Origin of the sequence: Devosia crocina, assembly GCF_900116545.1 — a bacterium.
GTDB lineage: Bacteria > Pseudomonadota > Alphaproteobacteria > Rhizobiales > Devosiaceae > Devosia > Devosia crocina.
The window spans coordinates 844,824-858,156 of sequence record NZ_FPCK01000001.1 but is presented as its reverse complement, the minus strand read 5'-3'; the positions used below and the strand labels follow the sequence as shown (position 1 = coordinate 858,156).

10 protein-coding genes are annotated in these 13,333 nt (G+C 61.7%); 2 read left to right on the top strand and 8 right to left on the bottom strand.

Annotated elements, in window-relative coordinates:
- Positions 1 to 68: 68 nt before the first annotated feature.
- On the bottom strand, positions 69 to 230 hold the full coding sequence (locus BM364_RS18335; protein WP_175528450.1) for a hypothetical protein: 162 nt from the start codon (positions 228 to 230) through the stop codon (positions 69 to 71).
- 120 nt (positions 231 to 350) lie between these two features.
- Here BM364_RS18335 and ade point away from each other — a divergent pair, with 120 nt between their 5' ends.
- Positions 351 to 2,060, top strand: coding sequence for an adenine deaminase (gene ade, locus BM364_RS03900; protein ID WP_092421167.1), 1,710 nt, complete (start codon positions 351 to 353; stop codon positions 2,058 to 2,060).
- A gap of 2 nt (positions 2,061 to 2,062) precedes the next feature.
- Entirely contained in the window at positions 2,063 to 3,688 is a 1,626-nt protein-coding gene (locus BM364_RS03895) for a CocE/NonD family hydrolase (RefSeq protein ID WP_092421165.1), read from the top strand.
- A 13-nt stretch (positions 3,689 to 3,701) separates the two neighbouring features.
- Here BM364_RS03895 and BM364_RS03890 read toward each other — a convergent pair whose 3' ends face one another.
- The 7 genes from BM364_RS03890 to BM364_RS03860 form a co-directional block, all read right to left on the bottom strand.
- A complete protein-coding gene (locus BM364_RS03890; RefSeq protein WP_092421163.1) occupies positions 3,702 to 5,864 on the bottom strand; it encodes a malate synthase G in 2,163 nt (720 codons plus the stop codon).
- A 58-nt stretch (positions 5,865 to 5,922) separates the two neighbouring features.
- Entirely contained in the window at positions 5,923 to 7,224 is a 1,302-nt protein-coding gene (guaD, locus tag BM364_RS03885) for a guanine deaminase (protein WP_092421161.1), read from the bottom strand.
- On the bottom strand, positions 7,221 to 8,447 hold the full coding sequence (locus BM364_RS03880) for a urate hydroxylase PuuD (RefSeq protein ID WP_092421159.1): 1,227 nt from the start codon (positions 8,445 to 8,447) through the stop codon (positions 7,221 to 7,223). Before BM364_RS03880 ends, guaD begins: the two co-directional genes overlap by 4 nt.
- Positions 8,448 to 8,664: 217 nt before the next feature.
- The gene (locus tag BM364_RS03875) at positions 8,665 to 9,756 is read right to left on the bottom strand and encodes a BMP family ABC transporter substrate-binding protein (RefSeq protein WP_092421156.1); all 1,092 of its coding nucleotides are present in this window, start codon (positions 9,754 to 9,756) and stop codon (positions 8,665 to 8,667) included.
- Positions 9,757 to 9,806: 50 nt separating this feature from the next.
- Positions 9,807 to 10,736 (bottom strand): ABC transporter permease, encoded by a 930-nt coding sequence (locus BM364_RS03870; RefSeq protein ID WP_092421154.1) that lies wholly within the window; start codon positions 10,734 to 10,736, stop codon positions 9,807 to 9,809.
- Positions 10,733 to 11,818: an ABC transporter permease gene (locus BM364_RS03865; RefSeq protein WP_244542760.1), complete on the bottom strand. Its 1,086-nt coding sequence runs from the start codon at positions 11,816 to 11,818 to the stop codon at positions 10,733 to 10,735. The genes BM364_RS03870 and BM364_RS03865 overlap by 4 nt, the downstream gene beginning before the upstream one ends.
- On the bottom strand, positions 11,815 to 13,332 hold the full coding sequence (locus BM364_RS03860) for an ABC transporter ATP-binding protein (protein WP_092421151.1): 1,518 nt from the start codon (positions 13,330 to 13,332) through the stop codon (positions 11,815 to 11,817). The genes BM364_RS03865 and BM364_RS03860 overlap by 4 nt, the downstream gene beginning before the upstream one ends.
- Position 13,333 lies beyond the last annotated feature (1 nt).

Here is a 13,333-nt window from a genome sequence, read left to right as displayed (position 1 = left end):
CAGATCCTCCCAGATAGAAAGAAACGGTTAGCTCATGCGGTCCGTCAGCGCCAGTGCAGCCCTCACCCTCAGGTGGTGGGCGCGGGCATGGCGATGCTGTAAACGAGGTAGATAACGGCAAAGGCCACGATCACGCCAATCAGCGAGAACACCAGCACGCGTGCGTTCATTTTGCGCGGGCTTGCCTGGCGCGTTTCCGTAGCAGTCTTCTGCGGATCGTAGGTTTCCATGTCATTCTCCCTAAACTCTCGTGAAATCCAACGTTTGCGCCTGTCGAGAGTTCCCCGCACGCCTTGACGCAAGGGGCAAGCCGGTCCAGCTTTCGCACGGACACAAGAAAGACAGAGTTCATGACCACCCCTGCCCTCCTCACCCGCATGATCATGGCCGGACAGGGCAAGGCAAAGGCCGATCTCGTTATCCGCAATATGGGACTGCTAGATGTCATCACCGGCTCGGTAACCGTTACTGATATCGCCATCGTTGCGGACCGTATCGTGGGCACCCACGCCCGCTACGAGGGCGAAGTGGAAATCGATGGCTCCGGGCGCTTTGCCGTGCCGGGCTTCATCGACACACACCTCCATATTGAATCCTCGCTTGTTACTCCGCTCGAGTTCGACCGCTGCGTGCTGCCCCATGGGGTGACCACCGCGCTTTGCGACCCGCACGAAATCGCCAATGTGCTTGGGGCGGAAGGTATTCGCTATTTCCTCGATTGTGCCGACCGCACCATCATGGATGTCAGGATCAATCTGTCTTCCTGCGTCCCGGCAACGCCGTTCGAGACAGCCGGTGCGCAGCTCGAAATCGACGATCTCCTGCCCTTCCGTGATCACCCCAAGGTCGTGGGCCTTGCCGAGGTGATGAATTTCCCCGGCGTACTCAACGCCGACCCGGGCATTCTTGCCAAGCTCATGGCGTTTCAGGATGGCCATATCGATGGCCACGCTCCCCTCCTGCGCGGCGAAGCGCTCAACGGCTATCTTGCTGCGGGTATCCGCACCGACCACGAGGCGACAAGCGCTGAAGAGGCGCGGGAAAAGCTTGCCAAGGGCATGGCCATCCTCATCCGCGAAGGCTCGGTATCGAAGGATCTCGCAGCGCTTGCCGAGGTCCTCGATGAAAACACATCGAGTTTTGTGGCGCTCTGCACCGATGACCGGAACCCACTCGACATCGCCGAGGAAGGACACCTTGATTCCTCGATCCGCCGGCTGATCGCCATAGGCCGGCCGCTCCACCACGTTTATCGTGCCGCCAGCCACTCGGCTGCCCGCATCTTCGGCCTGCGCGATCGCGGGCTCATCGCGCCAGGCTGGCGCGCCGACATCGCTATTCTCGACACCCTCGAAGAATGCCGGGTTTCTGACGTGGTCGCGGGCGGACAGCTCGTTACGCCTGAGCTTTTCGAAAAGCGCTCAAGCGTTGTCCCGGTCGGGCTCCACTCGGTCAAGGCACAGGCCGTCAACGCCAGCGACTTCATCACGGAGCCCAAGCCGGGTCAAAACCGCATCCCTGTTATCGGCGTTCGCCCCGGCCTGATCCTCACCTTCCGCGAAGAGGCCTCCCTTTCAGCAACTGCGGAGGGTCTGCAGCCCGATATCGAATCCGATGTGATCAAGGTCGCCGTCATTGAACGCCACGGCAAGAATGGCAATATCGGCCGCGCCTTCGTCACTGGTTTCGGCCTCAAGCGAGGCGCTATCGCCTCTTCGGTGGGCCACGACAGCCACAACCTCACCGTTGTCGGAGCGAACGACGCCGACATGGCGGTGGCGGTTAACCGGCTGATCGAGCTCGGTGGCGGCTTTGCTGTTGCCGATGGCGGCGAGGTCAAGGCCGAGCTGGCGCTGCCGCTTGCGGGCCTGATGAGCCTGAAAAGTTTCGAGGAGGTCGCCGAGGACCTGCATCACCTGCGCGACGCTGCCAAGACCCTCGGCTGTGTCCTGCCCGAGCCCTTCCTGCAGGTCGCCTTCCTCGCTCTGCCCGTCATACCGCACCTCAAGATGACCGATCGCGGGCTCTTCGATGTCGACAGGTTCGATTTCGTGAGCTGACCATGAGCCTGTCTTCGCTCTATCTCGCCTGGCTCGAAGATCTGCCGCCGCGCCTTAATGGAGTGAAGAAGACCCGCGGTCTCTCCCTGGCCATGGATGACGGCGTCATTCTCAAGACCGACCACTATGCCCCGCGCAGCGAAGGACCCCACCCAACCATCCTGATGCGCCTGCCCTATGGACGGCGTGGTTTTGGCCCCATCGCCGAAGCCTATGCCGAGCGCGGCTTTCATGTTGTCATTCAGGCCTGCCGAGGGACCGAGCAATCCGGCGGCGAGTTCGATCCCTTTGCAAACGAACGATCCGAAGGACTTGCGACCCTGCGTTGGATCGAGGAACAGCCCTGGTTCGATGGCCGGATCGGCCTCACCGGCCCCAGCTATCTCGGTTATGCACAATGGGCCATTTCCGACGCGCTGCCGCCTGTGGCAGCCATGGCTACAAAGGTGACCACCTCCAACTTCCGCCCGGTGGTGTTCCCTTCCGGCGCCTTCCATCTCAATCTCTGGCTCTCCTGGGTCCAGGTGATCGAAGGACTTAGGAAGCGGCCGCTCGCCACTGCGGCCCGCATGTTTTCCGGAGATATCGAACGCAGAACGGACCGCGCGGCTGCCATCCTGCCGCTGATCGAAGCGGACAAGGCTGCCGTCGGTCACAAGATCCCATTCTGGCGCTACTGGTTCGAGCACTCGATCGGCAATGACGCCTTCTGGACTGATCTCGACCACAGCCATCGCCTGTCCGAAAGCACACCGCCGGTGCACTTCATCTCCGGCTGGTATGACTTCATGCTCGATCCGCTGCTCGCGGACTACAGTCGTCTCGTTGCCTTGGGCCACACGCCCTATCTGACGATCGGCACCTGGTTTCACGTCGCCGAGGAACTGCAGCGCGACAATCTTCGCGAGACCTTGATCTGGATGCGCGCCAAACTGATGGGCGATAGTTCAGGCCTGCGCCAGAGGCCAGTGCGTCTCCACATTTCTGGCCGCGATGAATGGCATGAGTTCGATCACTATCCGCCTGGCCCCCCGGCGCCGCAGATCCTGCGGATTACGGGTCCGGGAACTCTGGGACAGAGTGGCTCAAGCACGGGCAGCGATATCTACCGCTATGACCCGGCCGACCCGACGCCTAACCTGGGCGGCGCCATCTTTGCCTTCACTGGAGCCGGAGCAGTGGATCAGGCCCCGCTCGAGAGCCGCACGGACACCCTGACCTATACTGGCCCCGTGCTGACCGCGGACCTCACCATCATCGGGCAGCCAAGCGTGTCGATTGCTGCGCGAGCCGCCCTGCCCCACGCCGACTTCTTTGCCCGCCTCAGCGACGTCGGGCCGGACGGGGTGTCACGCAATATTTGCGATGGCTTCATCCGCCTTACGCCGGAGACCCCGCGTCGGACCGACGGATCCTGGCACCTGACCCTTCCACTGCACGCTACCGCACACAGCTTCCGCCCCGGCCACCGCCTGCGTCTCCTGATTGCCTCCGGTGCCCATCCTCGCTACGCGCGCAACATGGGTACTGACGAACACATCAGCATCGCGACCGTGATGCGCAGCAATGACATCGAAGTTCTTCACGAGGGGACGGCGCTCACCCTCCCCACCTTCGATCTGGACTAGTTCCGAGGCGGCACTATTTCGCGTCGCGGGCCTTGACCTTGCGGCGTGCGGCATGGAGCAGCGGCTCGGTATATCCGCTCGGCTGATCTGCACCCTTGAGCGCGAGATCGAGCGCGGCCTGAAACGCCACCGACTGGTAGTTTTCAGCCATTGGCCGATAAACGGGATCGTTCTTGTTCTGCTCATCGACGACGACGGCCATGCGCTCGAACACTGAGGTCACCTCGTCCCGGCTGACAAGGCCATGGCGGATCCAATTGGCTACCGCCTGCGCCGAAATCCGGCAGGTAGCGCGATCTTCCATCAGGCCGACATTGTTGATGTCGGGCACCTTCGAGCAGCCCACCCCTTGCTGCACCCAGCGCACCACATAGCCCAGAATGCCCTGCGCGTTGTTTTCCAGTTCGCGGGTGATTTCCTCGCGGCTGAGCGAGAAAGGCGCCTGAATGGGCATGGAAAAGAGTTCGGAAAGCGCCGGCACCGGCTGATTGTGCCGGCGCGCCTGTGCTTCGAACACGTCGACCTGATGATAGTGCAAGGCGTGCAGCACGGCCGCAGTCGGCGAAGGAACCCAGGCCGTGTTGGCCCCGGCATTGGGATGGCCGATCTTGGCTTCGAGCATGGCGGCCATATCGTCGGGACGCGCCCACATTCCCTTGCCGATCTGTGCCTTGCCCGAGAAGCCGCAGGCGAGCCCGATCAGCACGTTGCGATCCTCATAGGAGGCAATCCAGCGCTCCGCTTTGATTTCATCCTTGCGCAGCACCGCGCCGGCTTCCATCGAGGTGTGGATTTCGTCCCCAGTCCGGTCGAGAAAGCCGGTATTGATAAAGAACACCCGCTCCCGCGCTTCATAGATCGCAGCCTTGAGATTGGCCGAGGTGCGGCGCTCCTCATCCATGATGCCGATCTTGATGGTCTTGGGTGCGAGACCCAGGAAACGCTCCACCGCATCGAAAACGGTGCAGGCGAAAGCGACTTCCTCGGGTCCGTGCATCTTGGGCTTGACCACATAGATCGAGGCCCACTTCGAATTCATGCCGCGATCGTGCATGGCGCAAAGCGCTGTGACGGCGGCATCCATCAGCCCTTCGCCCACCGGCTTGCCATCGAGCATAACGGCATCGGTGGTCATCAGGTGTCCCACATTGCGCACCAGCAGCAGCGAACGCCCCTTGAGCACCAGCGGCTCGCCATTGGCATCCTTGTAGACCCGGTCTGCCTTGAGCTTGCGGGTGATCGTCTGCCCGCCCTTTTCGAACGTGTCCTCGAGCGTGCCGGTCATCAGGCCGAGCCAGTTGCGATAAACGCCGACCTTGTCCTCGGCGTCGACCGCCGCAACCGAGTCTTCACAATCCTGGATCGTGGTCAGCGCCGCTTCGACCACAACATCGGCCAGCCCGGCCTTATGCGCTGCGCCGATTGTGCTCTTGGGATCGATCACCAGAATGACATGAAGCCCGTTATGGCGCAGAACGATCTCGCCGCTCTCCTCCGTGCCGCCATAGCCGGCGAAAGCTGCGGGATCGCGGAGTCCGGTACGCCCTGCAGGCGTATCCACCTGCAGATGGCGGGTGCTTCCGTCCTTGACCACATGGTAGCCCGTCACATCGGCATGGCTGCCGCTGGCGAGCGGAAAACTGGCATCGAGAAATTCGGCAGCCCGCCGCACCACTGCAGCACCGCGGCTGGCGTTGTAGCCTTGGCCTGGCGTCAGATCGCCATCGCGCGCGATCGCATCCGTGCCATAAAGCGCATCGTAGAGGCTGCCCCAGCGCGCATTGGCGGCGTTGAGCGCGTAGCGCGCGTTGGAAACCGGCACCACCAGCTGCGGCCCGCAAAGGCTTGCAATCTCGGGGTCGAGATATTCGGTTTCGATGGTGAAATCGCCCGGCTCGGGAACGAGGTAGCCGATATCCCTGAGGAAGAACTCGTAGCCCTGCGCATTATTGGCGACGGGCCCATATTTGTGGTGCCACTCGTCGATCTGGCTTTGCAGCATGTCTCGCTTGGCGAGCAGTTTGGCATTGGTCGGTGCATGCTCTCGCACGAGCTCTGCAAAGCCATTCCAGAACTGATCGGCGCTGACACTGAGGCCGGGGAGCGCTTCCTTTTCGACGAAATCCACCAGCAGCGGATGTACGGAAAGACCGGATTTCGTCACATAGTTGCTCATACGAGGAAGCCTCAGCAGATAACACTTTCGCGACAGCATTAGGCCATCGCGCCCTGCGTCACAACCCGCCTAAAGTGGACTTCGCCCTTGCGCCAGCCACATAGACCTCGGCTATGGCGCGATCATCCCCCAGCGTTTGCAGCAGGAACAATTCCTCGACCAGTGTTTCCACGGTTGCCATCCGCATCCGCATGGTCGGGGTGGCCTGCGCATCGAGCACGATCAGATCGGCCGCCCGGCCCGGCGCAACGCTGCCGATCGTGTCGGCAAGTCCAAGCGCCTCCGCATTTCCGCGTGTTGCCAGGTGAAACGAGGCCAGCGGATTGAACCGCTGCCCGCGCAGCTGCAGGATCTTGTAACCCTCGTCCATGGTGCGCAGCATGGAAAAGCTGGTGCCGCCGCCGATATCGGTAGCAAGGCCGATGCGAACGCCGCGTTCAAGAAGCCGCTCGCGATCGAAAAGTCCCGAACCCAGAAACAGGTTGGAGGTGGGGCAGAACACCGCCACCGCACCCGATGCCGCCAGCGCTTCCGTTTCGCGGTGGTTGAGGTGGATCGAGTGGCCAAGTAGCGTCCGCGGCGTCAGCAGATCGTACATCTCGTAAATGCCGGTATAGTCCACGGCGTCCGGATAAAGCTCCATCGAAAACGAGATTTCCCGGTCGTTCTCGCTTAGATGGGTTTGGATGTGGCAGTCGTCATGCTCAAGCACCAGCGCCTGCGCCATCCCCATCTGCTCGGGGGTCGAGGTGATCGCAAAGCGCGGCGAGATCGCGTAGAGCCCCCGGCCCCGTTTATGCCAGCGGGCGATCAGTGCCTTGGTGTCATCATAGCTCGATTGAGCCGTGTCCAGCAGGCCCTCCGGCGCATTGCGGTCCATCATCACCTTGCCGCCCACCATCAGCATGTTGCGCCGCTGCGCCTCGGCAAAGAATGCATCGACCGAGCGCGGGTGGCTCGAGCAATAGGCGACTGCAGTCGTCGTGCCGTGCCGGATCAGTGCATCGTAGAAATCCACCGCTACCGCATCGGCATGCCCCTGCTGGGCAAATTTCTGCTCCTCGATGAAGGTGTAGTTGTTGAGCCATTCGAGCAGCGATCCGGCATAGGCGGCCATGATCTGGCTTTGCACGTAATGCAGGTGAAGATCGATGAAACCGGCCATGATCAGGTTTGGCCGATGATCGATGATCACGGCGCCACTGGATTCCGCCTCGGCAAACGCGCCCACCCAAACAATGGCGCCATCCTCGATCAACACGGCGGCATCCTCGATATAGAGGTAGCTGTCGCTGTCCTCGATCGAGTTCGGCGCGCGGTGGAAACTCAGCACCCGCCCCCGGAGCACCGTGCGGCTCATGAGCCCGATCCTTCGCGGAACCATTCGACGAGAAGTGCCCGTTCTTCGGCGGTCATCTCGGTGACGTTTCCGGGCGGCATGGCATGGGCATAGCCAGCTTGCATCACCACATCCCGGGCGTGATTGGCGATGGCGACATCATTGTCGAGGATGACGTTTTTCGGTGGCTGATAAACGCCGGGCCAAACCGGCTCGGCTGTGTGGCACATGGCGCAACGGGTCTGCACGGCAAGGCTCGCTGACGCAAAGTGTTCGGTCGCCATGAAGCGCTCGCCTGACGCGCTGGCGAGGAGTTCCGCGCCGTCTTGTCCCATTTTCGGTGCGGAAGAGAGCCAGGCGATCATGATGAAAATGATCACCGCCACAGCCCAGGTCCAATGCGGATTGCCTTTTCGGGCATGGCGGGTGTTGAAATAGTGCCGAATAACGACGCCCACGAGAAAGATCAGCGAGGCGATGATCCAGTTCCACTGGGTGGCAAAGGCCAGCGGATAATGGGACGAGAGCATGAAGAAGATGACGGGCAGCGTCAGGTAGTTGTTGTGCAAGGAGCGCTGCTTGGCGATCCGGCCATATTTGGCATCGGGCACCTTGCCCGCCTTGAGATCGGCCACCACGATCTTCTGGTTGGGAATGATGATCATGGCCACATTCGCCGCCATGATAGTCGCGGTGAACGCACCCATATGCAGCATGGCGGCGCGGCCGGTGAAAAGCTGGGTATAGCCCCAGCTCGCCGCTACCAGAATGGCGAATAAGACCAGCATCAGCCCCGTCGTCGATTGCCCGATTGGCGACTTGCAAAGCGTATCGTAGAGCACCCAGCCCAGCACGATAGAGCCGACGGACAAGAGGATGGCGGTCCAGCTCGGAATGTCGAGCACGTTTCGATCGACGAGGTATAGATCGGCACCGACATAATAGATCAGCGCCAGCAGCATCGCGCCGCTCATCCAGGTCCAATAGCTTTCCCATTTAAACCATGTCAGGTGCTCGGGCAGAAATTCCGGCGCCACCAAATATTTGTTGATGTGGTAAAACCCGCCCCCATGCACCTGCCATTCCTCGCCATGCGCAAGCGGTGGCAAGCTCGGCGTCTTTCTCAGGCCAAGATCGAGCGCGATGAAGTAGAAGGACGAACCGATCCAGGCGATCGCCGTGATCACGTGCAACCAGCGCACGGCAAACATCAGCCATTCGTAGAAGATCGCTAGATCGGGCATTGCAATGGTTCCTTCCCGTCAGAGGTGAGCCCCCTCACCCGTATCGCCCTTGGGGCGATCCACCCACTCCCCAAGAGGGAGAGGAACAGTCGCGCGCCCCCTTGTTCTTCTCCCCTCAGGCAGAAGGTGCGCAAAGCGCCAGATGGAGGGGAAACCGGACTATCGAAAAAGGGGCGGGCGCGAGCCCGCCCCTTCGATCTCGATCAGAGCAAGGTCATCAGGCCGGCGGAATGACGCCTTCGACATACCAGTCCATGCTGAGCAGCTCGGCATCGGTCAGCGTCACGCCGGCGGCGACGCGCTCGGTGCCGGTATGGTCGTTGATCGGTCCTGTGAAGATGTGCATGGAACCGTCGATTTGGCCGTTCTTGACCGCTTCGGCTGCCGCAATCACGTCTTCCGGCACCTTGGGACCATAAGGCCCGATCTCGACTTCGCCTTCCTTGAGGCCGGGCCACACATCCTTGCTCTCCCAGGTGCCATCGATCACGGCCTGAGCAGCCAGCACATAGTGCGGACCCCAATTGTCGATGATGGAGGTGAGCTGGGCATTGGGCGCAAAGGCCGACATGTCGGCACCCTGGCCGAAGCCGCCAACGGCACCGCGCTCCTCGACCACCTGCAGGGCAGCCGGACCATCGGTGTGCTGGGCTACGATATCGATGCCCTGGTCGATCATGGCGCGGGCAGCGTCGGCTTCGCGTGCCGGGTCGTTCCAGGTCGAGATGTAAACCGGGGTGATGGTGAAATCCGGGTTCACCTTACGCGCGGCCAGCACGAAGGCATTCACGCCCATGACGACTTCCGGGATCGGGAACGAGCCGATATAGCCCGCCTTGCCGGTCTGGCTGAGATGGCCGGCGACAGTGCCGCACACGGCGCGGCCCTCATAAAAGCGCGCATTGTAGGTGCCGACGTTCTCGGACCGCTGATAGCCGGTCGCGTGTTCGAACCGTACGTCAGGGAACTGCTGTGCAACCTTGATCACGTAGTCACCATAGCCGAAGCTGGTGGCGAAGATCAGCTTGTGGCCTGATTGGGCCAGCTCGCGCAGCACGCGTTCGCAGTCCGGACCTTCCGGCACGTTTTCAACGATGGTCGGCTCAGCAACGGCATCGCCGAGTTCGGCCTTCATGTACTTGGCGCCCTCGGAATGGCCGAAGTTCCAGCCATTGTCATTGACGGTGCCGATCAGCACGAAGCCGACTTTGAGCGGTTCTTCCTGGGCAAAAGCCTTGGAGCCAAAGAGCGGAATGGCTGCTGCGGCGGCAGCCCCGGCCTTGAGCATTGTGCGGCGGTTTAGGGTCATTGTTCTCTCCTGAGTGACTTTCGTTGCTTGAGACGGTCTTTGGTGCCGGCTCAATTGCTGGGCAGAAACGGCTTGCCGAGGCAGGCCGGTGCATTGTTGGAAGCGTCGCGCCGGATGGAAATCAGCACCAGCACGACAACGGTTGCGATATAGGGCATGGCAGCCCAGAGCTCGGCGGGAATGGCGCTCAGCGGACCGCCGCCTGCCTTGGCATAGAGCTCCATGGTCATCACGAGCCCGAACAGATATGCCCCCGCGAGCAGCCGGAAAGGCCGCCAGGATGCAAAAACCACCAGCGCCACTGCGATCCAGCCACGGCCCGCCGTCATCCGTTCGGCCCATTGCGGCGTCAGCAGCAAGGGGAAACAGGCGCCAGCAATGCCGGCCATTGCGCCACCAAAGGCGACGGCGGCATAGCGCACCCCGATCACCGAATAGCCGATTGAATGGGCTGAAAGATCGTTCTCTCCCACCGCACGCAGGATAAGCCCGGCGCGCGACTTCTTGAGAAACCACCAGACTGCAAAAACAAGCGCAAAGGAAAAGTAGACAAGCGCGGAATAACCGAACAGCACGCGCCAGATCGGGTGCAGCGCCAGTTCCGCTGGAAAGAGCGGCCCCAGCAACGTCACCGGCCGTGCGGAATAACCCTGCCCCGCCAGCGCGGACAAGCCTGTGCCAAAGATGGTGAGTGCGAGCCCCGTCGCCGTTTGATTGGCCGAAAGGCTCAGGGTTAGAAAGCCGAAGATCATCGAGGCCGCGACGCCGGCTGCCGCTGCCAGCAGAATGGCAAGGTAATGGTTGCCGGTAAGAAACACGACGAGGAACGCCGTAATCGCGCCGACCAGCATCATGCCCTCGACGCCGAGGTTGAGCACGCCCGATCGCTCGACAACGAGTTCGCCCAAGGCCGCGATCAGGATCGGGGTCGAAGCGCCGACCACGGTGACGATGATCGCGATGATCAGTTCCGGGCTCATGAGCGCGCCTCTGCGGTTTGCGGCACGACGCGCCTGATGCGATAGCGCACGAGAATATCGCCCGCGAGCAGGAAGAACAGCATCATGGCCTGGAACACGCCGGTCGCGGCATTGGACAGCCCGATCGAGGTTTGCGCGACTTCACCACCCACAAAGGTGATCGCGATCACAATGCCCCCGAAGATCACCCCAAGGGGATTCAGCCGGCCAAGGAAGGCGACGATGATGGCAGTAAAGCCGTAATTGGTCGGGAATCCTGGCACCATCCGCTGGAACGGTCCGGATACTTCGAGCGCGCCCGCGAGCCCTGCAAGGGCACCGGAGACCAGCAATGCCAGCCAGATCGTCTTGTTTTCCGAAAAGCCGCCGTAACGCGCCGCGTGCGGGGCCGCGCCCACCACCTTCATCTGATAACCGAACACCGAACGGCTCATGACGAACCAGGCGACCAGCGCCACGACGATGGCGATCGGCACCCCGGCATGAACGATGGTGCCTGGAAAGATATTGGGCAACAGCGCATCGGCGGAAAAGCGCCGTGTCTGCGGAAATCCCATCCCCATTGGGTCTTTCCAGGGCGCACGCACGAGATAGTAGATCAGCTGCACCGACACATAGGTCAGCATCAGCGAGGTCAGAATTTCGTTGACGTTCAAACGGGTTCGGAGCAGTGCCGGAATCGATGCGTAAAGCGCGCCGCCGGCAATCCCCGCCACAACCATCAGCGGCAGGATCCACCAGCCGCTCATGCCATAGGTCAGCAGAGCGATCCAGGTGGCCGCGAGCCCGCCCATCACATATTGCCCCTCGGCACCGATGTTCCAGACATTGGCACGGTAAGCGATGGAGAGGCCGACACCGATTATGATCAGCGGCGCGGCTTTCACCCCAAGGTCCTGCCATTTATAGGCATTGGTCAGGGGCGTGAAGAAGATCTCCCGCACCGCGCCGATCCCGTCGAACCCGATCAGCGAGAAGATGATCGCGCCCACAACCATGGTCAGCAACACGGCGACCACTGGCGTGGCATAGAGCATGGCTTTGGAAGGCTCACGGCGCTTTTCGAGCCTGAATTGCATCATGCGGCCTCCGTCGCCCCGTGCACGCCGCCCATCAAGAGGCCGATCTCTTCCACGCTGAAATCCTTCACCGGGCGGGCCTGGCTCAGCCGCCCCATATTGATCACCGCAAGCGTGTCGCTGAGCGCGCGCAGTTCATCGAGATCCTGGCTGATCACGACGATCGCCGATCCGGCCGAAGCAAGATCCACCAGCGCCTGGTGAATGGCCGCCGCCGCGCCCGCGTCCACGCCCCAGGTCGGCTGGCTGACCACCAGCACCGAAGGCTTTTGGAGGATTTCGCGACCCATGATGTATTTCTGGAGGTTCCCGCCCGAAAGCGACCCTGCGGTCGAGGCTGGTCCCAGCGCCTTGACGGCGAAATCGGCGATCACCTTGCCGGTATAGGTTTTTGCCGCGCCCGAATTGATCAGGCCCATCACCACCATGCCCAGCCGATCCCGCGCCGTCAGCACGGAATTGTCGCTGAGCGAAAAGTCGCCCACGGCAGCATGACCGTTGCGCTCTTCGGGCACTGCGCAGAGACCGCGCTTGCGCCGCTCGGTCGTATTCATGGTGCCGATCCCCAGCCCATCTATGGTGATGGCCTCGCGATCATCGCCCAGGATCTCGCCCGAAAGCGCATCGAGCAGTGCGTTCTGTCCATTGCCGGCAACGCCGGCAATCCCGAGGATTTCTCCGGCCCGGACCGTAAAGCTTGCCCCATCCACCGGCACATCGAAATGCCCGGTCTTTTGCGTCCGCAAGCGGTTGACCACGAGCTTTGGCGGGCCAAAGGTCCTGCCCTCCGCCTTGACGATATCCCGAAGCCCTGTGCCGATCATCTTTTCGGCCATCGAGCGGCTGGTTTCCTGCTTGGGGTCGCAGGTATCGACGAGCTTGCCGCCGCGCAGAATGGTCGCGGTGTCGCACAGCGCTTTGATCTCGTGCAACTTGTGCGAGATATAGAGGATCGAGCACCCCTCCGCGGCGAGCTTGCGGAGGACGGTGAACAACTGATCCACCTCTTGCGGCGTCAGCACCGAAGTGGGCTCGTCCATGATCAGCAATTGCGGATCGAGCAAGAGCGCGCGCACGATCTCGATACGTTGCCGCTCACCCACCGAAAGTGTCGCCACCGTCCGGTGCGGATCGAGCAACAGGCCATAGGTCTGCATCACCTCGCGGATGCGGCTCTCGAGCGCGCGCGAGGGGATCTTGGCGTCCATGCCGAGCGCGATATTTTCTAGCACAGTCAGCGCATCGAACAGCGAAAAATGCTGGAACACCATGCCGATCCCCAGCCGCCGGGCAGCCTTGGGATTGGGGACGGTGACACTCTGCCCATTCCAGCGGATCTCGCCGGCGTCGGGCTGCATGATCCCGTAGATCATCTTGACGAGGGTGGACTTGCCGGCGCCGTTTTCGCCAAGGAGCGCATGGATTTCGCCGGGCTTGACCGCGAAAGACACCCCATCGTTGGCCAGAACGCCGGGAAACTGCTTGGTGATGCCGGTGAGTTCAAGCCGATTGGGCATG

Excerpts from the sequence above, each read along its gene's own strand:
- BM364_RS03865 (WP_244542760.1), bottom strand. The coding sequence starts at position 11,818 with ATGATGCAATTCAGGCTCGAAAAGCGCCGTGAGCCTTCCAAAGCCATG.
- guaD (WP_092421161.1), bottom strand. The coding sequence starts at position 7,224 with ATGAGCCGCACGGTGCTCCGGGGGCGGGTGCTGAGTTTCCACCGCGCG.
- BM364_RS18335 (WP_175528450.1), bottom strand. The coding sequence starts at position 230 with ATGGAAACCTACGATCCGCAGAAGACTGCTACGGAAACGCGCCAGGCA.
- BM364_RS03890 (WP_092421163.1), bottom strand. The coding sequence starts at position 5,864 with ATGAGCAACTATGTGACGAAATCCGGTCTTTCCGTACATCCGCTGCTG.
- BM364_RS03880 (WP_092421159.1), bottom strand. The coding sequence starts at position 8,447 with ATGCCCGATCTAGCGATCTTCTACGAATGGCTGATGTTTGCCGTGCGC.
- ade (WP_092421167.1), top strand. The coding sequence starts at position 351 with ATGACCACCCCTGCCCTCCTCACCCGCATGATCATGGCCGGACAGGGC.
- BM364_RS03875 (WP_092421156.1), bottom strand. The coding sequence starts at position 9,756 with ATGACCCTAAACCGCCGCACAATGCTCAAGGCCGGGGCTGCCGCCGCA.
- BM364_RS03860 (WP_092421151.1), bottom strand. The coding sequence starts at position 13,332 with ATGCCCAATCGGCTTGAACTCACCGGCATCACCAAGCAGTTTCCCGGC.
- BM364_RS03870 (WP_092421154.1), bottom strand. The coding sequence starts at position 10,736 with ATGAGCCCGGAACTGATCATCGCGATCATCGTCACCGTGGTCGGCGCT.
- BM364_RS03895 (WP_092421165.1), top strand. The coding sequence starts at position 2,063 with ATGAGCCTGTCTTCGCTCTATCTCGCCTGGCTCGAAGATCTGCCGCCG.